Origin of the sequence: Flavobacterium longum, assembly GCF_965137575.1 — a bacterium.
GTDB classification, from domain to species: Bacteria; Bacteroidota; Bacteroidia; order Flavobacteriales; family Flavobacteriaceae; genus Flavobacterium; species Flavobacterium longum.
Window position 1 is genome coordinate 53695 of sequence record NZ_CBCRZJ010000009.1, and the last position, 24392, is coordinate 78086.

A 24392-nucleotide genomic window follows, 5' to 3' on the forward strand; every position below is an offset into this window, starting at 1 on the left:
CTGCTAAAGACCGTATTTCAGGATGCAGTAAATGGCGCGAAAACCGTCCTTCCAGTTGATTTTCTTGCCTTCTTCGAACGTTCGGCCATAGTAGCTGATGCCGACTTCGTAAATGCGGATTTTCGGGATTTTTGAAATCTTCGCGGTCACTTCAGGTTCAAAACCAAAGCGCTTTTCGGAAAGTTGTACAGACTTCAGGACTTCGGACCTGAACATTTTGTAACAAGTTTCCATGTCGGTCAGGTTCAGGTTGGTGAACATGTTGCTCAAAAACGTCAGGAATTTATTCCCGATGCTGTGCCAGAAAAACAAGATGCGGTGCGGCTTCCCACCCATAAAGCGGCTTCCGTACACTACATCGGCGTGGCCTTCGAGAATCGGCTTCAACAAAATGTTGTATTCCTGCGGATCGTATTCCAAGTCGGCATCCTGAACCACGATGACATCACCTGTCGCGGCAGCAATTCCGGTATGCAGCGCGGCGCCCTTCCCCTGATTGTATTCGTGTTTGTAGTATTGGATGTCTAGCGACGGATGCTGGCCCATGTAGCGGTGGATGCTTTCCTCGGTATCATCGGTGCTGAAATCGTTGACGACGATGATTTCCTTGGACAAATCGCCGACCAGCACCACGTCTTTCACCTTGTCGAGAATACGGTGAATGGTCGGGCCTTCGTTAAACGCCGGAATCACAATCGATAACTTCGAGATTTCACCCATGCGTTAAAATAATCCTTGCTGGCTGTTGTAATTGACCTTGCCCAAATGTTTGTAGGCCTTTTCGGTGACTTCGCGGCCGCGCGGCGTGCGAATGATGAATCCTTCCTGGATCAGGAACGGCTCATAAACTTCTTCGATGGTTTCGGCGCTTTCAGAGACAGCGGTAGCCAGCGTTGACAAACCAACCGGACCGCCTTTGAATTTGTCGATGATCGTGACAAGGATTTTGTTGTCCATTTCATCGAGCCCGTGCGCATCTACATTCAAGGCTTTGAGTGCATACCGCGCAATTTCGATATCGATTTTGCCATTGCCCTTAATCTGGGCGAAATCCCGCACGCGACGCAACAAGGCATTGGCGATACGCGGCGTACCACGACTGCGGCCGGCGATTTCGATGGCCGCTTCCATCGTGATGGGCATTTTGATGATGGACGACGAACGCTGCACAATGGTCGTCAGCAACTCGGTGTTGTAGTATTCCAATCGGGAAGAAATCCCGAAACGGGCGCGCATCGGCGCGGTAAGCAAGCCTGAACGTGTTGTAGCACCAACCAACGTAAACGGATTGAGGTTGATTTGCACCGAGCGGGCATTTGGCCCAGACTCGATCATGATGTCGATCTTGAAATCTTCCATCGCCGAGTAAAGATATTCTTCCACGACCGGACTCAACCTGTGGATTTCGTCGATAAACAAAACGTCGCGCTCGTCAAGGTTGGTGAGCAATCCGGCCAAATCGCCGGGTTTGTCCAGCACCGGGCCGGACGTAATTTTGATCCCGACACCCAGTTCATTCGCCAAGATATTGGCCAAGGTGGTTTTCCCCAATCCGGGTGGGCCATGAAACAAAGCGTGGTCCAGCGCTTCGCCGCGATGATTGGCTGCGGCGACAAACACTTTAAGGTTGTCTAATACATGATCCTGCCCAGAAAAATCATCGAAACTCAGTGGCCTGAGCTTCCTTTCGATATCAAGTTCTTCGGGCGTAAACCTTTCGTTGGTAGGATCGAGGTTTTCGTTCATGTGGCAAATATAGCCAAAAGCAATTCGTTTCGGCGTTAAACTTTGTATCCGCGCGCGAGCAAAGACTGCCACTCCGGATGCTTGCGCAAGTATGCCGCGACGAACGGGCACAACGGCGCAAGCGTGTAATTCTTTCCCTTGATATATTCCAAAGCCTGACGCACGATGCTGCTGCCCACGCCTTTGCCCTCGAGTGCGGGCGGCACTTCAGTATGTGTCAGGAACATTATGTCTTCTTTGTTGAGGATGTATTCGATGAACGCCACATGCCCTTGTGCAGTGAGCTCAAACCGATGCTTTGTCTCGTTGATCTTGAATTCGTCCGTCATGGCTTCTCTGTGTTAAGATAAGTGGTAAGCGCGCCCGACGGACATCGCCTTACCTGATGGACGATTTCTTCGGTCGTAGCTCCGTGAGGATCAACCCACGGCTTTTCTCGCGGCTTGAATACGCTGGCCAACCCGCGGGCGCAATTGGCGGAATGGGTGCACAAGGATGCATTCCAAACAATGGTTACTTCACCGTTAGTGTATTCTTTGGTTTCCATCTTTATAAATTTTTGTTCGTGATAAACCTCAGAGGTTTTGAAAACCTCTGAGGTTTTAAATTTACAAAAACTTGAATGGTTACGCTACGGTAAAACCACACAAAACAAAAATGCCTCCGCGTTGGAGGCATTTTGTATTAGTGGTGCATGACTTCTTCACCTGGTTTAAATGGCACGTCCTGCGGCACAAAATCTTCGTCGTGGCCAGGTTTGCTGTAATCGTATGGCCAACGGTGTACGGTCGGGATTTCGCCTTCCCAGTTGCCGTGGATATGCTTGATTGGCGCTGTCCATTCCAGCGTATTTGACTTCCAAGGGTTTTGAACGGTCTTCTTACCGATGAAAATGCTGCTGAAGAAGTTCCAAAGGAAAACCACCTGGAACACGCCTCCGAACAAGGCAAACATCGTAATCAAGACGTTTACATCCTGCAGATCATCAAACAACGGGAAGTTTGTATTGGTGTAATAACGGCGCGGCAGACCGGCCATCCCGATAAAGTGCATCGGGAAGAATACACCATACGCACAAACCGTTGTTACCCAGAAGTGCGCATAACCCATATTCTTGTTGAGCATACGGCCATACATTTTAGGGAACCAATGGTAAATGCCCGCGAACATGCCGTAAAGGGCAGAAATACCCATTACCAAGTGGAAGTGCGCTACGACAAAGTAAGTGTCGTGTACGTTGATGTCGAGGGTAGAGTCGCCCAAGATAATACCTGTCAAACCACCGGTGATGAATGTCGATACGAAACCAATCGAGAACAACATTGCCGGGTTCATTTGCAGGTTGCCTTTCCACAAGGTCGTAATCCAGTTAAAGGCTTTTACCGCCGACGGAATCGCAATCAAGAGCGTCGTGAACGTAAATACTGATCCAAGGAATGGGTTCATACCAGACATGAACATGTGGTGGCCCCAAACAATCGTGGACAAGAATGCGATGGCAAGAATTGACATGATCATCGCGCGGTAACCAAAGATCGGCTTACGGGCGTTGGTGGCCATGATTTCTGATACCAAGCCCATCGCTGGCAAGATAACGATATAAACTTCCGGGTGTCCGAGGAACCAGAACAAGTGTTCGAACAATACCGGCGAACCGCCTTGGTAGTGCAATACTTCACCCGCCAAATAGATGTCTGACAAGAAGAATGACGTTCCAAAACTACGGTCCATCAAGAGCAACAAAGCCGCAGATAACAAGACAGGGAACGACAAGATACCGATAACAGCCGTGATGAAAAATGCCCAAACCGTCAACGGAAGACGCGTCATGGACATGCCTTTTGTACGAAGGTTAATCACGGTTACAACATAGTTCAATGAACCCATCAAAGACGAAGCGATGAATATGGCCATCGATGTCAACCATAAAGTCATACCCGCGCCAGAACCTGGAATCGCTTGTGGCAACGCACTCAATGGTGGATAAATCGTCCAACCTGCCGATGCGGGACCTGCTTCCACAAATAGGGAGCAAACCATTACTACGGATGACAAGAAGAACAACCAATAGGAAATCATGTTCATAAAGCCCGAGGCCATGTCTCGTGCACCAATCTGCAACGGAATCAAGAGGTTACTGAACGTACCGCTCAAACCGGCTGTTAACACGAAGAATACCATGATCGTACCGTGGATGGTCACCAAAGCCAAATACATGTCGTTGTTCATGACGCCGCCCGGAGCGTGCTTTTCCCCGAGGAGAAAACTAAATACTTTAAAAGACTCTTCTGGCCACGCCAACTGCATCCTAAAGAGCATTGACATCCCAACTCCAATGACACCCATGATAATACCCGTAATGAGGTATTGCTTGGCAATCATCTTATGGTCGATACTAAAGATGTACTTTGTGATGAAAGTATCTTTATGGTGATGTGCGTGATCGTCGTGTCCGTGTGCGTGGTCGTGTGCGTGGTCGTGATCGTGAGCTGACATATCTTATTATCTTTTAGATTTTCTTATTTATTATTTCGACGCGACAACCATTTCTGGTTTCGTAGCCGCTGTTGTATCGTTTGCTTTAGCCGGTGCCGGTTTTTCGCCTGCCGGTGCAGCCTCTTTTTCTTCAGCGCCCGCTTTGTCTTCTTTCACTTTGGCGGCAAGCGTTTTTTGCGAAGCCATCCACTTCTTGAAATCTTCTGGTGTGTCCACCACGACTTTCATCTGCATGTTGTAGTGCGACGCACCACAGATTTTATTACAAGCCACGATGAAATCAAATGTATAAGGGTCGAGTCCGGTTTTGCCTTCCGCGATAAGCGCAGCACTTCTCTTCGAACGCAACTCGTTGATGTGCGCCACTTTTTCGATCATTGCCGGCTTTTCACGCATTTCAGCAGTGGTGACCGTCGGGATGAAAGAAAACTCTGTAACCATACCCGGTACACAGTTCATCTGTGCGCGGAAGTGCGGCAAGTAGAATGAGTGCAGTACGTCCTGCGACCTGAGTTTAAATACGATTCTTTTTCCTTTAGGCAAGTGGAGTTCTGTGGCTTGAACGTCGTCTTGAGCATTCGGATCGGCCAAATCTACACCTAACGTATTGATTCCTTCGATGTAGCGGACATTCGCTTTCCCAAGTACGTTGTCGTCTCCGGCATAGCGTGCTTCCCAGCTAAATTGTTTGGCGTAAACTTCAACAATCATCACATCTTCTTTCTCTTCGTCCACGAACATAATGTTTGTCCAAGCATACAACCCGTACAAAATCAAACCAGCCAAAACGATCGCCGGAATGACAGACCAGATGAACTCAAGTTTGTCGTTGTCTGCAAAATACAACGCTTGTTGCCCTTCGCGACCACGATACTTAAACGAGAAATAGTGCAAAAGTGCCTGTGTGATGATTTGGACGATGAAAATAATCACCATTGAAATCCACATGAGGCGATCCACTTCCGGCCCGTGTGACGATGCCGAATCAGACATCAACGGAAAATGACCATACTTCACGCAGCAGTAAATCATGATGATGTAAATGAAGCCAAGGAAGGCAAACATCAGGTAACCCTGTAAATTATTGTCCTTGTCACTGGCCACTTGTGTATCGTTGCCCGCATTTCCACTACTAATCTGAGTCAGGTCAAAGATTTTAGTCAGCTGCCACACTGCAACAGCCAATAAAACTAAAACTATAATTACCAACAAACTTGTCATCTGTTTCTTGCTTTAAATATTAATAATGAAAATGTTTACTTTCCTCGATAAACGGGTTGCGTTTTGGTACCAGTGGCGCTTTGGTCAATGCCGTAAAGACGACGATGATGAACAAGCCCAGGAAGAACAATACCGAACCAATCTCGGCAAAACCGATGAACCATTGTGTGCCAACAGTTGACGGCATGATCATGTTGAAGAAATCCAGATAGTGGCCACCCAAAATAAACATAGCGGCAGTGATCAAAATCCAGCTTACGCGTTTGAAATCTGTGTTGATGAGGATCAGGATCGGGAATACGAAGTTCATCACGAGCGCCAACCAAAATGGCAGGGTAAAGTCATTGATACGGGTGACGAAATAGGTGACTTCTTCAGGAATATTCGCGTACCAGATCAACATGAATTGTGAGAACCACAAGTACGTCCAGAATACCGAGAAGCCGAACATGAATTTCGCCAAGTCATGAATGTGGCTCGTGTTGACATGCTCCAGGTAACCGCGTGATTTCAAATACAACGTGACCATACAAATCACGGTTACGGCGCTTACGATGAAACTCGCAAATACATACCAGCCAAAGAGTGTGGAGAACCAGTGCGGGTCAACAGACATGATCCAGTCCCAAGACATGATTGATTCCGAAACGATAAAGAACACGAGGAACCCGGCCGACAATTTGAAATTCTTCTTGTAGAAGCTGTCGTCTGTTGATTCGTCTTGCGCCAAGCAGTTTTTCCTTGACAAGTAACGATAAAGGTTCCAGCCTGCGAGGAAAATCACCGCGCGGATGATCCAGAATACTGGGTTCAGATAACCTGACTTGCCAGCGATCATGTGATCGTAATTAGGACTTTTCGGATCGGTAACACCTTCGGCCATCCATGGGAAGATGTGGTTCATGTGGCTCATCGACAAAATCAGGAACACCAGGAAAATGACCGATGCAACCGGAAGATAAGCTGTAATGCCTTGCATCACGCGGAACAACACCGGAGACCAGCCCGCTTGCGCACATTGCTGAATAGCATAGAATGCGAGTACGCCCAATGAAATCAACATGAAGAAGATGCAAGCAACATAGAAAGCTGCCCAAGGTTTGTTCTGCAACTGGTGCAAAACGTGGGTCAAATGCTTTTCGTGCTCAGCATGCGCATCATGGGCTTCCGCCTTTTTGTGATGGGCATCCTCGGCAGGTGCTGCTTCTGTTGCTGCAGGCGCGGCATGAGCCATATCGGTCACCACAGCAATCGTATCTTTATGTACAGTATCTTTTTCTTTTTCTACGATAGGCGTTGTTGGAACAACCGCTTCATGGCTTTCAGCCTTTGGCGCTTCCTCATGGGCTGCGGCTTCATGTCCGGCAGCTTCATGTCCTTGTGCTTTATGGGCATCGCCATGACCGCCACCGTGGTGCGATTCCTGTTCGGCCAGAATCTTTTCAACATCCTGAATTGTCTTTGGTGCAGTTAAAAAACCATATCCAATCCCGAGCAGGCCCAAGACCATCAGGATGATAGAAAATGTTTTTAATTTACTCGAAAATGTATACATGGCTAATCTAATTCAGTTTGTTTTACAATTATTCGGCTTTGAGTTTCATAACATACTTCGCCACCATCCAGCGTTCCTTCGTACTGAGTTGGTTGGCGTATGAACCCATTGCATTCAAGCCGTAGGTTTGTACGTGGAATACACTGCCTTCCGTAATCGGGCGGTCTTTGTAGCTTGGAACGCCAAGGTATTTCTCGTTTTTCACGAGTTGGCCTTTTCCGTCACCTTTGTCACCGTGGCAAATACCACAATAAATGACATACAGGTCTTTCGCTTTCTCTTCATCGTAAGCCAATGAATCTAGTGGCGATTTCAGGTTGGCTTTGGCCAATTCATATCCAGCGGTCGAATTCTCATATTCGTACACCTCGAAGCCGCGTTTTACCGTGCCCTTCGGAGGCAACTGCGCCTCAACGCCGCCACGTGCAAAAGCATCAGATTCTGAATACGTCTCATATCCAACCGATTCATACATCTGCGGCATGTACTGGTAGTTTGGCTGCTTCTTGTTGAAGCAGGATGAAACCGCAACGCCGGCTAAGGCAATAAAGGCTATTTTATAAACGCTTTTCATATATTAATGCTTTTCGTGCTTTTCGATTACTTTCACTTCAACGGCGCCCGTGTTCTTGAAAAAAGACACCATATCGTCTTCATTACCGGCTACGGAAACTTCCATAAGGAAATGATCATCTGTAGTCCTGACATCAGGATTTTCAGCCTTTTTGAACGGCCAAAGTTTGCTGCGCAGATAGAACGTGATCACCATCAAGTGCGCGGCGAAAAATACGGTCATCTCGAACATAACCGGAACAAAAGCCGGCATGTTTTGGTAGTACGAGAAACTTGGCTTACCACCGATGTCCTGTGGCCAATCCACGATCATGATGTTGTTCATCATCCAGATGGCGGTAGAAAGACCGGTCAAGCCGAACAAGAATGCGCAAATCGCGATCCTTGTAGGCGCCAATCCCATGGCTTTGTCAAGCCCGTGTACCGGGAATGGGGTATATACTTCTTCAATATGATGATGCGCGGCGCGGGTTTGCTTTACCGCATCCATCAAGACTTCATCATCATTGTAAATGGCATATATTACTTTGTTAGTGTCCATGTCCTTCGTGTGTATTAGCTTCTCTGTGTTTTTTATAATATTCTCCAGAAGTCTTCAAGATGGTTTTCACTTCCGCTTGTGCAATAACCGGGAATGTCCGGGAGTACAAGAGGAACAAAACGAAGAAGAATCCGATGGTGCCAATGAAGATGCCGATGTCAACAAAAGTCGGCTGGAACATCGTCCATGCAGACGGCAGGTAATCGCGGTGCAAAGAGGTTACGATGATCACGAAACGCTCGAACCACATCCCAATGTTTACGACAATCGAAATAATGAAAGAGAACATGATGCTCGTACGAAGCTTCTTGAACCACATAAACTGCGGCGAGAACACGTTACAAGTCATCATCGACCAATACGCCCACCAATAAGGACCCGTTGCCCTGTTTAAGAATGCGTACTGCTCATACTCGACGCCCGAATACCATGCGATAAACAACTCGGTGATGTAGGCAACACCAACGATTGAACCGGTAATCATGATGATGATGTTCATCAATTCGATGTGCTGTAATGTGATATAATCTTCCATCTGACAAACCTTACGCATAACGATAAGGAGTGTGTTCACCATGGCAAATCCTGAGAATACTGCACCGGCAACGAAATATGGCGGGAAGATGGTCGTATGCCATCCTGGAATCACCGAGGTGGCGAAGTCCATGGATACAATTGTGTGTACAGAAAGTACGAGTGGTGTGGCCAAACCGGCAAGTACGAGGGAAACTTCCTCAAAACGCTGCCAGTCTTTGGCGCGGCCCGTCCAACCGAATGATAAAATGTTGTAAACCCTTTTTGTAAAAGGTGTTACGGCGCGGTCGCGAATCATCGCGAAGTCCGGCAAAAGGCCAGTCCACCAAAACACGAGTGATACAGAAAGGTAAGTTGAAATCGCAAATACGTCCCAGAGAAGTGGAGAGTTGAAGTTTACCCACAAAGAACCAAATTGGTTCGGGATCGGGAGTACCCAATAGCCTACCCATGGGCGACCCATGTGGATGACCGGAAACAAACCGGCCTGAACGACCGAGAAGATTGTCATCGCTTCCGCAGAACGGTTAATCGCCATTCTCCAACGCTGACGAAACAACAAGAGTACGGCAGAAATCAGCGTTCCCGCGTGACCGATACCAACCCACCAAACGAAGTTGGTGATGTCCCACGCCCAGTTTACCGTCCTGTTCAAACCCCAAGTACCGATACCGGTAGAAATGGTGTAGATGATACAGCCGACGCCCCAAAGGAAAGCGGCCAAGGCGATTAAAAATACTGTCCACCATTGTTTGTTCGCGCGGCCTTCGATAGGCTTGGCGATGTCAACAGTTACATCGTGATAAGATTTATCCCCGAGAACTAACGGTTTCCTGATGGGTGCTTCGTAGTGCGATGACATACTTTATATGTTTCTAATTAATACTATACGTTTCTGACTTTAACTTGGTAGAAGACATTCGGCTTGGTACCCACGTGCTCGAGCAAGTGGTACATTCTGTCGTCTTCCGCCAACTTAGCGATTTCGTTTTCTTTTACGTTCACGTCGCCAAACTTGATGGAGCCTGATGTACACGCCGCAGAACAAGCCGTAGCGAATTCATCGACACGTACTTCGCGTCCTTCGCGTTTTGCAGTAAGGATTGTGGCTTGTGTCATCTGGATACACATCGAACATTTCTCCATGACACCGCGCGAACGTACTACTACGTCAGGATTCAGCACCATACGGCCCAAATCATCGTTCATGTGGAAATCGAACTCGTCGTTGTTGCTATACAAGAACCAGTTGAAACGACGAACTTTATAAGGACAGTTGTTGGCGCAATAACGGGTACCCACGCAACGGTTGTAAGCCATTTGGTTTTGGCCTTGACGACCGTGTGAGGTGGCCGCTACCGGACAAACCGTTTCGCATGGCGCGTGCTGGCAGTGCTGGCACATCACCGGCTGGAAAGACACCTGTGGGTTGTCGTTGGCATTCTCCATTTCGTTGAAGCCGCCCAGTGAACCTTTCTCGCCGAACAATCCGTTGAAGTCTTCTTTCTTCTGGTTGTCGCCTTCGAATGTAGTTTCCGATGAATAGTAACGGTCGATGCGCAACCAGTGCATGTCGCGGCTTCTGCGCATTTCGAGCTTGCCGACTACCGGAACGTTATTCTCCGCATGACAAGCAATGACGCACGCGCCGCAACCTGTACAAGCGTTCAAGTCAATCGAAAGGTTAAAGTGATGGCCTGTTGAATGGTCGAAACTTTCCCAAAGGTCAACTTTGGTAGCCGCCACTTCCTGGTGGTCAAGTGACACGACCGGAACCGGATTCCATTCTTCAGCCGGTTTGTTGTTGAAGTCGTCGAGCGTGGTTTCTTTGATGATATCGCCGCGACCCATCAATGTCTTTTGCGACTGGATGCAGGCGAACTCGTGGTTGCCGTCGGCCTTCTTGATGCTGGCCGACTGCAGGTTGTTGAAACCAGCGTATAAAGCGTAGGCGTTAACACCTACTTGCATTTCTTCTTTCAGGGCAGCTTTGCGTCCGTAACCCAAAGCGATGCCTAACGTTCCTACCGCTTGGCCCGGCTGTACAATTACCGGAAGCGTTACTTTGACACCGTTTACGGCTACTTCGGCGTAAGAACCGTCGATACCGCCATTGGCCACCATCTGGTTCATCATCCCGAGCTTTTCTGCGTCGGCGCGTGAAACGGTTACGTAGTTGTCCCAAGAAACGCGGGTAATCGGATCCGGGAATTCCTGCAACCAAGGGTTGTTGGCTTGTTGCCCGTCGCCCAGACCAGTTTTGGTGTACAAATTCAACTCAAAACCTGAAGCATCTTTGGCTTGCGAAAGCGCCGTTGCAGCGGCGGCAGCGTTACCGGCTCCAGCACCTGAGATGACACTGGTCGCTGATTCGTACACACCGTCGTGCAATACTTTGTTCCAAGATGAACCTGAAGTATAAGCGGCCGAGTTGGCTTTGATGTAATCGTAGAAGCTACCGGAATTTCCGTTCCACATCATCAGCGCGTCCTGGAATTGACGCGTGTTGAACAATGGGCGGATGGTCGGTTGTGTCAGGGAATAATTGCCTTTGATGAGCATATGGTCATTCCAAGACTCGAGGTAGTGCGGTGCGGCAGCAGCCACAGTCGCGATGGAAGCCGTCTCGTCTTCTTTAAGCGAAAACGCCACGGACATTTTTGTGTTTTTTAGACCGGCCACGAAATCTGCGCTGTTCGGCAAGGTGTAAACCGGGTTCACGCCGCTCATGATCAGCGTGTGTACTTTTCCTTCTTTCATGTCGGCAACCAATTGGCTGACGGCTTGGTTTGATCCTTTGCGGATCTGGCGCGCACCAACGGTTGTAAAGGCTTCGCTACCCAATGCTTGGTTGATGGCCAGGACCAGCAACTGTGCATTTTTGTCCTGGATACCAGACACCAAAACACCTTTGCTACCGGCCGCTTTCAACTGTTGTGCAGCCTTGGTTACGGCATCTTCATTTTTGCCCAGGGAACGGGTAGAAACACCGCCACCGACGATGGCATTGTAAACTTTCAGCAAGGCTTGTTTTTGGTCGGCGGCTGTCATGGCCACGCGACGGTCTGCAGCAGCGCCAGACAAAGTCATGTTCGACTCCATTTGGATGTGGCGCGACATCTTGCCTTGTTTCGGAATGCGTCCTTTTGCGTATCCCGCATCGTAACCACCGCCTTGCCAATCGCCGAGGAAATCAGCACCGATGGAAACAATCATATTTGCTTTAGAGAAATCGTAATCCACCAACGCCCTTTCGCCGTAAGCCGCTTCAAAAGCGTCGAGGGCATCTGAACATGATACCGCGTCGTACTGTACGTGTTTGGCGTTTGGATATTTAGACAGGAATTCCCCGATAAGTTTTTCTGTAGATGGGCTGGCGAGTGTTCCGGTAAGGATGACCACTTGGCCGCCAGAGGTTTTTGCCGCATCAAGACCTGCTTTTACTTTGGCGTCTACATCGGCCCAAGAAGCGGTTTTGCCAGCGATTCTCGGGTTTTTCAAACGCATGCTGTCATACAGCGAAAGGATTGAAGCATGAACCCTTGCGTTAGCCGAAAAACGTGCACCTGGCATGGTGTTGTTTTCAATTTTAATAGGACGTCCTTCGCGTGTTTTTACCAGAAGGTTTGCGAAATCGAACCCGTCGAAAACCGTCGTTGCGTAGAAGTTAGGAACGCCCGGAATGATTTCCTCAGGCTGCACCACGTAAGGGATCGATTTGTGAACCGGTCCTTCGCAGGCAGCGAGCGTTGCGGCGGCGGTACTAAAACCTACGAACTTCAGGAAGTCACGACGCGAAGTCTGTGCAGACGACAGGCCTTCTTTGTTGCCGAGAAACTCCTCAACCGGAATCGGTTCGGCGAACTCGTTATGCTTAAGCGCCTCAACAATAGAACTGTTTTCGTTTAGTTCTTCAACACTTTGCCAGTATTTTTTGTTTGATGACATCGTATATAAAATTTGCTTCTTAATAATTGATTAGTAGTGGCACTTGCCGCATTCAAGGCCGCCCATTTGAGCAGCAGTCAACTTGGTCACACCGTATTTCTTGGAAAGCTCGTCGTGGATTTTCTTGTAGTAATCGTTGCCTTCCATTTTCACGTCGGTCTTGCGGTGGCAATCGATACACCAGCCCATAGTAAGCGGCGAGAATTGCTGCATGATTTCATAAGTCTCGACCGGACCGTGGCAAGTTTGGCATTCAATACCGGCAACGGTGACGTGTTGTGAGTGGTTGAAGTAGGCAAAATCCGGCAAGTTGTGGATGCGCACCCATTTCACTGGCTTGGTTACACCTGTGTATTTTTGCGCGGTTTTGTCCCAACCTACAGCATCGTAAAGTTTCTGGATTTCGCCATCGTAGAACGGCTTGCCATAGTCTGCCGTATTGGTAGTATCGGAAACCGCAGAAATATTCTTATGGCAATTCATACAAACATTCAGCGAAGGAATGCCTGCATTTTTGCTTACGCGGGCCGAAGAGTGACAGTATTTACAATCGATTTTGTTGATGCCGGCGTGAACCCTGTGCGAATAGTGGATCGGCTGCACCGGCGCGTAGCCTTGATCCACACCAACCTGCATAGACCATCCGTAGAACAGATAGCCTGCGGACAGGATCAAGAAAACAGAAGTTACGAATACCAGGAATTGATTCTTCGCAAACGCTTTCCAAACCGACATGCCAGATGTTGACTCCGGGATTTCAACGCCATTGTTTTGGGCGATTTTGCGCAGCGTGCGGTTTACGGTATAAAGCATCACCACCAAGATGGCCATAACCACAGCAAGCGCACCGAAAATCACGTTGTTGGAAACGCCGCTTTCTACTTTAGCGCCACCTTCTCCGCCGCCAGCCGCAGGTTTCACCGGCGCCGGTTTTGGTTCAGACGTGTAAGCAATGATGTTATCGATATCGGCGTTTGACAACTGTGGGAAAGCCGTCATCACCGCCTTGTTATACTCATTGAATAAAGCCACGGCAGTTGGGTCGCCGGACTTGATCACTTCAGAACTGTTGTGGATCCATTTGTAGAGCCACTCCTTGTCACGCCTTTCAGCGACACCGCGAAGTGCCGGACCTGTTGCCTTGTCATCAAGTTTGTGACAAGCGGCACAATTGGCATTGAACAGCGCTTTTCCAGCCACCGGATCGCCACCGCCGGCAGGCGCAGCAGCCGGTGCTGCAGCAACTGGAGCCGGAGCAGCAGCTGGTGCCGTTTGGGCCGAAGATGTTAAGGAGAAATTCAGCATCAGAGCCAAACCAACGGCTAAAATGCCTGAAATCGAATTATGGTTTCCCACTTTTTTCATATCTAAAATGATTATCGACTGTAAATGGTATATGAACTTTTTGGGCATAATTCGCCCAGTATTTTCAAAACTGCCACAAAAATACGAACTATGCGCTATTCTCAAAACCTTAAAATAGTCTTAAAACCCAATTTATATTTATTCTAAATAGAAAAATTAACAGCGCGTTAAATCGAAATAAGTACATTTGTATAAATATCACCGCTTTATGAAAATTTCCCCTTTGAAATCGGCACTCTTAACAGTTGGCGTTTTGGTTTTCGGAGCCGAAAATTTGTCTGCCCAAGAGGACAAAACGACACTCTCACAGGACGTTAAATTCGAACAATTGTTAGCCGAAAAGCGTAAGATTAATACGTCAATAACGGTAAATGACCGTTACAAAATTCAGATTTACAATGGCGACAGTGAAAACGCAAAAAAAGCGCTGATCGACTTCAAAAAAGAGTTTAAAAGCCTTGATGGCACGATTGTTTTCAGCACGCCGGTTTATAAAGTTTGGGTCGGCAATTTCCGATCGAGAATCGAAGCCGAACGAAGCCTGTCAGACCTTCGGAAAAAGTATCCGAACGCGCTTTTGATCAAGCCGAATAAGTAAAACATTCCAAGTTCAGGGTTCAAAATTATACGGAACCGAACATTCAAGCATAAAAAAAGCATCCGTTTGTGGATGCTTTTTTTATTGAGAAACTTCAAACGAGAAGCCCGTAATTATTTCAACTTCTTCTTCACCGCGACTTCCTGGAAGGATTCAATCAAATCGTTGATTTCGATGTCATTGTAACCTTTGATCTGGATACCGCAATCGTAGCCTTTGGAAACTTCCTTCACATCGTCCTTGAAGCGTTTCAACGCGGTCAATTCGCCAGTGTGAACCACTACGCCGTCGCGGATGATGCGTACCTTGGCCGAACGGTAAATCTTTCCGTCGGTAACCATACAGCCCGCAATCGTACCGACTTTCGAAATCTTGAACAACTCGCGGATTTCCGCCGTACCTGTGATTTCTTCCTTCATTTCCGGCGACAACATGCCTTCCATCGCATCCTTCAAATCGTCAATCGCGTCATAAATGATCGAGTAATTACGGATGTCGATTTCCTCGCGGTCGGCCAACTGTTTCGCGCTCGATGACGGACGCACGTTAAAGCCGATGATGATGGCATCTGATGCCGAAGCAAGATTCACGTCGGTTTCGGTAATGGCACCAACGCCTTTGTGGATGATATTGACCTGGATTTCTTCGGTTGACAATTTCGAGAAAGAGTCGGAAAGCGCTTCTACCGATCCGTCCACGTCACCTTTGATGATGATGTTGAGTTCCTTGAATTGGCCCAGCGCGATTCGCCTTCCGATTTCCGCAAGCGTAATGTGCTTTTGCGTACGTACCGAAAGTTCCCGTTGCAACTGCGTGCGTTTTGCGGCAATTTGCTTGGCTTCGCGCTCGTCTTCGAACACGACAAACTTGTCGCCTGCCGTTGGCGCGCCATCGAGTCCGAGCACCGATACCGGCGTGGACGGGCCAGCTTCCTTGATTACGTGGCCGCGCTCGTCGTGCATCGCCCGTATTTTCCCGTGGTTCTTCCCGGCCAGCATGTAATCGCCAACGCGTAACGTGCCGTTTTGCACCAGGATTGTAGCGACGTAACCTTTCCCTTTGTCGAGTTGCGCTTCCACCACCGTTCCTTGCGCCAGACGATCTGCGTTGGCTTTCAGGTCGAGGATTTCGGCTTCGAGCAACACCTTTTCAAGCAATTCCTTGACTTTCAAACCGGTTTTGGCTGAAATATCTTCGGATTGGATCTTTCCACCCCATTCTTCCACGAGCAAATTCATGGTGGCCAATTGCTCCTTGATTTTATCCGGATTGGCGGTTGGTTTATCAACCTTGTTGATGGCGAAAATGATGGGAACGCCCGCTGCTTGTGCGTGGCTGATGGCCTCACGTGTCTGTGGCATGATGGCGTCGTCAGCCGCGATTACGATAATGGCGATATCAGTAACCTGGGCACCACGGGCACGCATCGCGGTAAACGCTTCGTGACCCGGTGTATCAAGGAATGTGATTTTCTGACCGTTGTCGAGCATTACACCATAAGCACCGATGTGCTGTGTGATACCGCCCGATTCGCCCGCAATCACATTCTCTTTACGGATGTAATCCAGGAGCGATGTTTTACCGTGGTCAACGTGGCCCATGACGGTCACGATTGGCGCACGCGGCGTCAAATCTTCCGGCCTGTCTTCTTCCACCATGAGGTTTTCCTCGATATCGGTGGTGATGAATTCTACTTCAAAACCAAATTCGTCGGCTACGATGGTCATGGTTTCGGCATCCAGACGCTGGTTTTGCGTCACCATGATGCCGAGCGACATACAGGTTCCGATGACTTTCGTGATTGGTACATCCATCATCGCGGCCAATTCACCAACAGTTACAAACTCGGTGACTTTGAGCGTTTTGCTACCTTCTTCGAGCGTTCTTTGCTCGTCTTCAGACTTTAATCGGTGCGTGTCACGCTTTTCCCTACGATACTTCGCGGCTTTGGATTTGCTTCCTTTGCCCTGCAGTTTTTCGAGCGTTTCCCGGATTTGGTTTTTGACCTCTTCCTCGGTTGGCTCCACTTTGGCTACGATGGCAGGACGGCCTTTGCCGATACCAGGACGTTGTCCGCCTTTGCCCGCATTCTGGCCTTGACCCATTCCCGGACGCGATTCGCCCGGTTTGGTTGGGATGCGTTTGCGCTTATTCTTGGCTGCAGCATCGCCGCCAGCCGCTGGCTTCGGATCTTCTTTTTTCTTTTTCGGCCTATTAAATTGAGACAGGTCGATGGTTTGTCCGGTTAAGGTGGCACCGGAGAGTTTTTGGTATTGTGTCTGGAAGGTTTCCTCTGCTGGCTTTTCGGCAGCAGGTTCAACCGATGGTTCCGCCGCAACTGGTTTTACCGGCTCGACTTTAGGCGCTACAGGTGCGGCCTCGGCCTTCGGTTCAGGCGCGGCTTCCGGTTTTTTAGGATCGAGATCGATGCTGCCCACGGTTTTCGGGCCGGTGACCGATGCTTTTGCCTTGATCACTTCCATTTGGCGTGCGCGCTCTTCGTCATAACGACGCTTGTCTTCGATTTCTTTCTCGCGCTCGATTCGCAGCGCCTCTTTTTCCTTGCGCTTTTCCTCGCCCACTTCCATCGAAGCGACCTTGTTGCCTTTGTCGCCGGCAAACTGGGCCTGCAGGATTCCATATTCCGCCTCGGTGATCTTGGCGTTCGGGTTAGACTCGACGGCGATTCCCTTTTCCTTCAGGTAATCGACGGCGCGGTCCAACGAAATATTGAATTCCCTTAAAACCTTGTTGATTCTTATTGTTTTTTCTTCAGACATAAATACCTTTTAAGTTACCTTGGGTTGTGTTGTTGTTGTCGTTTAATTTTCAAACTCGGCCTTGAGGATGCGCATGACATCGAGGATTGTCTCTTCCTCAAGGTCTGTGCGGCGTACCAGGTCAGACACGTCTTGTTTCAGTACGCTGCGCGCCGTATCAAGCCCGATTTTCGCAAACTCGTCAATGACCCAGCCGTCGATTTCGTCTGAGAATTCAGTGAGTTCTACGTCGTCTTCTTCTTCGGCCACATTGCCTTCACGGATGACATCGAGTTCATAGCCGGTGAGCAATCCTGCCAATTTAATGTTGTGCCCGCCGCGGCCAATGGCTTTCGATACTTCTTCCAGTTTCAAAAATACTTCGGCGCGTTTGTTTTCTTCGTCGATTTTAATGGACGATACTTTCGCCGGGCTGAGTGCACGGGTGATGTATAAATTCGTGTTGGTCGTGTAGTTGATCACGTCGATGTTTTCGTTGCCCAATTCACGTACGATGCCGTGGATGCGCGAACCTTTCATACCCACGCAGGCACCAACCGGATCGATGCGGTCGTCGTACGAATCTACGGCGACTTTCGCTTTTTCGCCCGGAATGCGCACCACGTTTTTCACCATGATCAAACCGTCGAATACTTCAGGGATTTCCTGCTCGAACAATTTCTCGAGGAATTTCTCTGAGGTACGCGACATGATGATTTGCGGCTTGTTGCCTTTTAGTTCCACGTTCTCGATGATGCCGCGGACACTGTCGCCTTTGCGGAAAAAGTCCGACGGGATTTGCTTTTCTTTCGGAAGGACGATTTCGTTGCCTTCGTCGTCCACCAAAATAACGACACGTGGCCGTACGTGATGTACTTCGGCAGTATAAATTTCGCCGATCAAATCCTTGAATTGCTTGTATAGATTGGTATTGTCGTGTTCGTGGATTTTAGAGATCAGGTTCTGGCGCAAGGCCAAAATGGCACGACGGCCGAGATCTATCAGTTTTACTTCTTCTGAAACTTCTTCCCCGATTTCAAAGTCAGGTTCAATTTTGCGCGCTTCGGTAAGCGTAATCTCTTCATTCTCCAGGTCAAGATCTTCGTCGGCTACGATAACGCGCCTTCTCCAGATTTCCATATCGCCCTTGTCAGGGTTGATGATGATGTCAAAATTGTCATCTGAGCCATATTTCTTCTTCAATGCGTTGCGGAATACATCTTCTAGGATCGCCATCAGCGTCACGCGGTCGATGAGCTTGTCATCCTTGAATTCTGAAAACGACTCAATCAATGCTAAATTTTCCATTCAAATTGTAATTTAAAATGTTATAGTAACCACTGCTTCTTTTATGTCTGCGTAAGGGATTTCCAGTTTTTTCTGGACGGTCTCCTTGCCTTTTCCCACTTTTTTGGGTTCGCGCGCCTCCCATTCCAGCACGATGGCGTCATCAGTGGCGGCGGTAAGCGGCGCTTTGATGGTCTCCGTGGCTGTTTTTACTTTCAGCGTACGGCCAATGTTCTTTTTATACTGTCGGGCGATTTTCAGCGGTGTCGATACGCCGGCCGAAGCCACTTCAAGTGCAAAATCATGTTCTTCGCGATCGAGGTTGTGTTCGATGGCGCGGCTCACATCAATGCAATCTTGTAGCGTCACGCCGTTATCTCCATCTAAAGTAACAATAATTTTGTTACTGTCGTTGATGGACAACTCGATCAGGAACAACGACGGACGCTCTTCCAGTGCGGTGTGTAACAAGCCGGTAACTTTTTCTTTAAACGTCATAAGTATAAAAAGAGGGGACAATCTGTCCCCTCATTATTTAGCTTTATAAATAACGGTGCAAATATAGGCTTTTTTTCAAAAAACAAAAATGATTGGCGATGTTAAAAAAAACCTTACCTTTATTGGGTAAAAAAGATGTTCAATTTATAATACAATCACTTACAATTTATGAAACGAATTTTAGTCCCGACCGATTTTTCCAAGCATGCCGAATACGCCTTAAAAGTGGCCGCACAAATAGCCCGCGCGAACAACAGCGAGATTATTTTGTTGCACATGCTCGAGCTGCCGCATCAGGGTGGCGACGCTTTGAGTTCGGGAAGCGATATCCCTGAGATCATGTATTTTAAGAACCGCGTCATCAGCAAACTCGAAGACCTGATGGAAGTGGACTACCTCAAGGGCATCACCGTTTCTGAAGTCATCCAGTTTGAAAAGGCTTTCGAAGGCATCATCAACATCAGCAAAAAGAACGATGTAGATTTCATCGTCATGGGTTCGCACGGCGCCAGCGGTTTCCAAGAAATGTTCATCGGCTCGAACACTGAAAAAGTCGTACGCGCTTCTGAAGTACCGGTTTTGGTCATCAAGAACGAAACGCCGAATTTCTCTGCCGCCAACTTCGTTTTTGCGTCAGACTTCTCCGCCGAAATCAAGAAACCATTCCAAAAGGTAAAAGCGTTGGCCGATATTTTCAAGGCGCATTTGCACCTGGTGATGATCAATACGCCAAATAGCTTCAAGCCCACGCACATCGCAGAAGGCATCATGAGCGATTTCATCAGCGAATTCAACCTAAGCAACTATTCGGCGCACATTTACAACGATGCGAACGTAGAAAAAGGCATCTTGAATTTCGCCAATAAAGTAGATGCTGACCTCATTGGCATGTGCACGCACGGACGCACCGGTTTCTCTCACTTCTTCAATGGCAGCACCGCAGAAGATTTGGTGAACCACGCGGTGAGGCCGGTGATTACGTTTAAGATTTGATTTTCGATTCTTCTAAATCAAAAATATATAGACAAAAAGCTTCCACTTACGGAAGCTTTTTTTGGCTGTGAATCGGCCAAAAAACAAAAAATCCCCACTCGATTGAGCAGGGATTTTTTTGTTGACCCACTAGGACTCGAACCTAGAATGACTGAACCAAAATCAGTAGTGTTACCATTACACCATGGGTCATTACCGGGGTGCAAATTTAGTACATATTTTATTTCTTCCAAGCGTTCGGCGAAATTTTATCAAAAAAATCTTTTTAGCATTTCGTTAATCAAAAAAACAGTTTCTTTGTATCACAAAATTAAAACCTTACGCATGGTGCCATTCAACTTCAAGAAATGGGATACTATTCTTGGCTGGACTGCCTTTTTGATTGCCCTTATCACCTACTCGCTTACCGTAGAACCGACCATGAGTTTCTGGGATTGCGGCGAGTACATCGCAACGGCCGCCAAGCTTGAGGTTGGACACCCGCCAGGCGCGCCATTGTTCCAGATGCTCGGGGCGTTTTTTGCGCTTTTTGCATTTGGAAACGACCAGCTTATTGCCTTGATGGTCAACATGCTATCTGTAATTTCGAGCGCATTTACGATTTTGCTGATGTTCTGGTCATCCACGATTGTACTGCGCAAAATCGTATCGGGTTATACCGAAGTCACGAAAGACCATAATATTGCCATTCTCGGAAGTTCATTTGTCGGGAGTTTGGCGTTTGCCTATTCGGACAGCTTTTGGTTCAACGCCGTGGAAGCCGAAGTGTATGCGATGGCGTCATTGCTCATTGCGCTGCTCTTCTGGCTCGGCCTGCGTTGGGAACAAGACATGGACAAACCGCGCGGCAACCGTTGGCTGTTGGTGATATCGCTCGTTGTCGGGCTTTCTTTCGGCGTGCATTTCATGGCGCTCTTGACCATTCCGTCCATCGGGTTACTCTACTATTTCAAACATTACAAAACCATCACGGTAAAGAATTTCATCATCGCCAATGTGGTGATCGTGTCGATTTTGCTTTTCATCTTTAAATTGCTTTTGCCCTGGACGATGGCGTTCTTCGGCAATACCGAGATTTTCATGGTGAACAGTTTCGGGATGCCGTTTAACTCCGGGACGATTTTCGCGCTGTTGTTGCTCATCGCATTCTTCTATTTCAGCCTGCGATATACCAAGGCGAAAGGACATGCGCATTTGAATACGATTTCCCTTTGTTTGCTTTTCCTGTTCATTGGATTCTCAACTTGGATGATGTTGCCGATCCGTGCCAATGCCAACCCGCCAATCAACGAGAACAAACCGTCCGATGCTGCCGAAGTCCTGGCCTATTACAACCGCGAACAGTACGGTGTTAACCCGCTGTTCTATGGCCCACAATACACCGATATGTTTGCCGGGCTCGATAAGGAAAACCCATACCTGGACAAAGCGCCCAACTACGAGCGCGATTACGCGAGCGGAAAATACATCATCACCAACCGCTGGGAAAAAACCGAGCAGAACACGGACGATGCACACAAAGCCATCCTACCGCGCCTTTGGAGTACAGACCATGCGGAAAATTACATGAATTTCACCCGCGTGCCGGACTTCAGGCTGAATCCGAATTATGATTATATCGACGAATTGGGCAAATACGGCATTGACCCGAACCGTTTGACCGAAGAAGAACTGGCCGCCGCCGAACAGCAACTTCGCGGCGAAGTCGAGAAAACCGTGACGGAATTCCGCAAGGCGTATGCGTCAGGACAGATTGACACCGAAGGTTACGTGCAGTTCCTGAAAAGCTACGGCGACTATTTGATCATCGACAAACCGACTACGGGTGACAACCTCAGCTTCATGTTCGAATACCAATTCGGTTACATGTTCTGGCGTTACCTGATGTGGAATTTTACCGGCCGCCAGAATGACATTCAAGGAAAATACGACAACCTCGACGGGAACTGGCTCTCGGGCATTGGTTTCATTGACCGGATGCACTTGGGCTCGCAAGACAATTTGCCGGACGATGTGGCCAACAACAAAGGCCGAAACGTGTATTTCTTCCTGCCTTTCATCCTCGGGATTCTGGGCATGATTTACCACGCCAACAAAGACCAGAAAAGCTTTTATGTCCTACTCGTGCTGTTCTTGTTCACTGGATTGGCGCTCAAGATTTACCTCAACGAAAGGCCGTTTGAGCCGCGCGAACGCGATTATGCACTTGTAGGGTCGTTCTACGTCTTTGCGATTTGGGTTGGGTTTGGCGTGTACGCGATTTACGATTACATCCGGAAGTTCCTCCAGCCACGCACGGCGGGGATAATCGCCGTTGCCGCGTCACTTTTGGCTGCACCGGTGTTAATGGCCTCGCAAAATTGGGATGACCATGACCGATCTGGCCGTTACACCGCCATTGCGATGGCGAAGAATTATCTCAATTCATGTGACAAAAACGCCGTTCTGTTTACCATCGGAGACAACGATACATTCCCGCTGTGGTATGCGCAGGAAATCGAACATGTAAGACCAGACGTCAAAATCGTCTGCACGAGCTTGCTCATGACCGATTGGTACACCGACCAGATGAAGTTCAAGACCTACGAAGCCGATGGGCTGCCGATTTCCTTCAAACACGAAGAGTACGTCGGCGACAAACTCGATTTCGTGGCGCACCAACCGGTGTTTGATTCGATTATTACGTTGAACGAACTGATGCGTTTCATTAAAAGTGACGATGACCGGACGACGCTCGAATTGAGCAATGGGCAAAAGATCCACTTCTACCCGACCAACCGCATCCGCATTCCGGTGGACAAAGAAGCCGTCATCAAGAACAAGGCCGTAAGCGCCAAGGATTATGACTCCATTGTGCCGTACATCGACATCAAAATCACCGGTTCAGGTTTGTACAAAAACCGATTGATGATGCTGGATTTCCTGAACAACAATAATTGGAAACGCCCGATTTATTTCACCGGCGGCAGCTTTGGAGACGAAGATTACCTTTGGATGAAAGATTACCTGCAACTCGACGGCATGGTGTACAAACTCGTACCAATCAAAACGCCGATTGCGAAAGACGCCAGCCCGTTGGACATGGGCAAAATCGACTCGGATAAAATGTATGACCTGGTCATGAAATTTGACTGGGGCAATGGCGAGAGCACGAAAATTTACCAAGATCCGGAAACGCGCAAAAACAGCATTACCTATCGCACCAACTTGTCGCGACTGATGGACCAACTCATCAAGGAAGGCAAGATCGAAAAGGCCAAAAACATCATCGACCTGGCCATGACCAAAATGCCGGTTGATCTTTATGGCTACTATACGATGGTTGAACCTTTTGCCGCCGGCTATTACAAAGTGGGCGAAACCGAAAAGGCGCGCCAACTACTGGACAAACTGGCAAAGAAATACCAACAGAACCTGACATTCTATCACGGGATGGACATCAGCCAGCAAAGCAGCATTTCGATGGACATCATGACCGATATTGAGCGCTACCGCAGTTTGCTCATCGTGATGAAAGACCACCGCGATTTGGACTTCTATAATAAGAACCGCCCGATATTCAACAAGTACAACGAAATGTTCAAGCGGTTTGGACGCGACAACGAATAAATAATAAATGCCGGTGAATGCCGGCTTTTTTATGAAACCGTATTGGATTAAGACGCACTGGCTCATCAAGAAGTTGTTCCCGGAGTATATTTGGAGTATACCGTCGGGCAACAAGACTGTTTACCTTACGTTCGACGACGGCCCAACTCCCGAAATCACGCAATGGGTTCTCGATAAACTCGAACCCTACAACGCCAAAGCCACGTTTTTCTGCATCGGGCACAACATTGCATCCCACCGTGACATTTTCCAGAAAGTCATCGCAGCCGGACACACCGTAGGCAACCACACCTACAACCACATGAACGGCTGGAAAACCGACCACGACACCTATTTGGATAATGTGGCAAAATGCGAACAGGAAATGGCAGGCATCAACAAACAACTGTTCCGTCCGCCGTACGCCAAAGCGAGCAGGTCGCAATCGCGCGCGTTGCGTAAAATGGGATACCGGATTGTCATGTGGGATGTATTGAGCGCCGATTTCGACCAAACCATCACGCCGGAGCAATGCCTTGAAAATGTCCTGAGAAACATCCGGCCCGGCAGCGTGGTGATTTTTCACGACAGCGTAAAAGCGTTCGAAAATCTGCAGTTCGCCCTGCCGAAAACCTTGGCGTATCTAAAAGAAAATGGCTTCGCGATGGAAGCCATTCAATAACCTATATA

General features: G+C 48.4%; 19 protein-coding genes and 1 tRNA gene. 4 read left to right on the forward strand and 16 right to left on the reverse strand.

The window, feature by feature from the left end; translation table 11 throughout:
• Window positions 1–3: 3 nt before the first annotated feature.
• From ACM9J1_RS13800 to ACM9J1_RS13855, 12 genes are all read right to left on the reverse strand, one after another.
• Window positions 4–720 (reverse strand): glycosyltransferase family 2 protein, encoded by a 717-nt coding sequence (locus ACM9J1_RS13800; RefSeq protein WP_415582669.1) that lies wholly within the window; start codon window positions 718–720, stop codon window positions 4–6.
• A gap of 3 nt (window positions 721–723) precedes the next feature.
• Window positions 724–1746, reverse strand: coding sequence for a Holliday junction branch migration DNA helicase RuvB (gene ruvB, locus ACM9J1_RS13805; protein WP_415582671.1), 1023 nt, complete (start codon window positions 1744–1746; stop codon window positions 724–726).
• 35 nt (window positions 1747–1781) lie between these two features.
• On the reverse strand, window positions 1782–2075 hold the full coding sequence (locus ACM9J1_RS13810) for a GNAT family N-acetyltransferase (protein WP_415582672.1): 294 nt from the start codon (window positions 2073–2075) through the stop codon (window positions 1782–1784).
• Entirely contained in the window at window positions 2072–2293 is a 222-nt protein-coding gene (locus tag ACM9J1_RS13815) for a (4Fe-4S)-binding protein (protein ID WP_415582673.1), read from the reverse strand. Before ACM9J1_RS13815 ends, ACM9J1_RS13810 begins: the two co-directional genes overlap by 4 nt.
• Window positions 2294–2430: 137 nt before the next feature.
• Window positions 2431–4242 (reverse strand): cytochrome c oxidase subunit I, encoded by a 1812-nt coding sequence (locus ACM9J1_RS13820; protein WP_415582674.1) that lies wholly within the window; start codon window positions 4240–4242, stop codon window positions 2431–2433.
• A 30-nt stretch (window positions 4243–4272) separates the two neighbouring features.
• Complete coding sequence (locus tag ACM9J1_RS13825) at window positions 4273–5463, reverse strand: cytochrome c oxidase subunit II (protein WP_415582675.1); 1191 nt, start codon at window positions 5461–5463, stop codon at window positions 4273–4275.
• A 19-nt stretch (window positions 5464–5482) separates the two neighbouring features.
• Window positions 5483–7018 carry a quinol:cytochrome C oxidoreductase gene (locus tag ACM9J1_RS13830; protein WP_415582676.1) on the reverse strand — a complete coding sequence of 512 codons (1536 nt, stop codon included), beginning with the start codon at window positions 7016–7018 and terminating at the stop codon, window positions 5483–5485.
• Between the two features lie 28 nt (window positions 7019–7046).
• On the reverse strand, window positions 7047–7592 hold the full coding sequence (locus ACM9J1_RS13835; RefSeq protein ID WP_415582677.1) for a c-type cytochrome: 546 nt from the start codon (window positions 7590–7592) through the stop codon (window positions 7047–7049).
• Window positions 7593–7595: 3 nt separating this feature from the next.
• Entirely contained in the window at window positions 7596–8132 is a 537-nt protein-coding gene (locus ACM9J1_RS13840; RefSeq protein ID WP_415582678.1) for a DUF3341 domain-containing protein, read from the reverse strand.
• Window positions 8122–9528, reverse strand: a complete 1407-nt coding sequence (gene nrfD, locus ACM9J1_RS13845) for an NrfD/PsrC family molybdoenzyme membrane anchor subunit (RefSeq protein ID WP_415582679.1) — start codon at window positions 9526–9528, stop codon at window positions 8122–8124. Before nrfD ends, ACM9J1_RS13840 begins: the two co-directional genes overlap by 11 nt.
• Before the next feature lie 23 nt (window positions 9529–9551).
• Window positions 9552–12614 (reverse strand): TAT-variant-translocated molybdopterin oxidoreductase, encoded by a 3063-nt coding sequence (locus ACM9J1_RS13850; protein WP_415582680.1) that lies wholly within the window; start codon window positions 12612–12614, stop codon window positions 9552–9554.
• A gap of 30 nt (window positions 12615–12644) precedes the next feature.
• Window positions 12645–13979, reverse strand: coding sequence for a c-type cytochrome (locus tag ACM9J1_RS13855; protein ID WP_415582681.1), 1335 nt, complete (start codon window positions 13977–13979; stop codon window positions 12645–12647).
• Window positions 13980–14187: 208 nt separating this feature from the next.
• Between ACM9J1_RS13855 and ACM9J1_RS13860 the strand changes: the two genes are divergently transcribed.
• A complete protein-coding gene (locus ACM9J1_RS13860) occupies window positions 14188–14577 on the forward strand; it encodes an SPOR domain-containing protein (protein WP_415582682.1) in 390 nt (129 codons plus the stop codon).
• 113 nt (window positions 14578–14690) lie between these two features.
• On the opposite strand, the gene infB is transcribed toward ACM9J1_RS13860, so the two are convergent.
• The 3 genes from infB to rimP are packed head-to-tail and all read right to left on the reverse strand — an operon-like array spanning window position 14691 to window position 19121.
• On the reverse strand, window positions 14691–17357 hold the full coding sequence (gene infB / locus ACM9J1_RS13865; protein WP_415582684.1) for a translation initiation factor IF-2: 2667 nt from the start codon (window positions 17355–17357) through the stop codon (window positions 14691–14693).
• 42 nt (window positions 17358–17399) lie between these two features.
• On the reverse strand, window positions 17400–18644 hold the full coding sequence (gene nusA / locus ACM9J1_RS13870; protein WP_415582685.1) for a transcription termination factor NusA: 1245 nt from the start codon (window positions 18642–18644) through the stop codon (window positions 17400–17402).
• Between the two features lie 12 nt (window positions 18645–18656).
• Window positions 18657–19121, reverse strand: coding sequence for a ribosome assembly cofactor RimP (rimP, locus tag ACM9J1_RS13875; RefSeq protein WP_415582686.1), 465 nt, complete (start codon window positions 19119–19121; stop codon window positions 18657–18659).
• Between the two features lie 168 nt (window positions 19122–19289).
• Here rimP and ACM9J1_RS13880 point away from each other — a divergent pair, with 168 nt between their 5' ends.
• Window positions 19290–20114, forward strand: a complete 825-nt coding sequence (locus ACM9J1_RS13880) for a universal stress protein (protein ID WP_415582687.1) — start codon at window positions 19290–19292, stop codon at window positions 20112–20114.
• 121 nt (window positions 20115–20235) lie between these two features.
• Here the strand turns inward: ACM9J1_RS13880 and ACM9J1_RS13885 are convergent.
• A tRNA-Gln gene (locus ACM9J1_RS13885) sits at window positions 20236–20306 on the reverse strand.
• Window positions 20307–20438: 132 nt separating this feature from the next.
• Between ACM9J1_RS13885 and ACM9J1_RS13890 the strand changes: the two genes are divergently transcribed.
• On the forward strand, window positions 20439–23723 hold the full coding sequence (locus tag ACM9J1_RS13890; RefSeq protein WP_415582688.1) for a glycosyltransferase family 117 protein: 3285 nt from the start codon (window positions 20439–20441) through the stop codon (window positions 23721–23723).
• 7 nt (window positions 23724–23730) lie between these two features.
• Window positions 23731–24384 (forward strand): polysaccharide deacetylase family protein, encoded by a 654-nt coding sequence (locus ACM9J1_RS13895; RefSeq protein ID WP_415582689.1) that lies wholly within the window; start codon window positions 23731–23733, stop codon window positions 24382–24384.
• The last annotated feature ends 8 nt before the right edge of the window (window positions 24385–24392 follow it).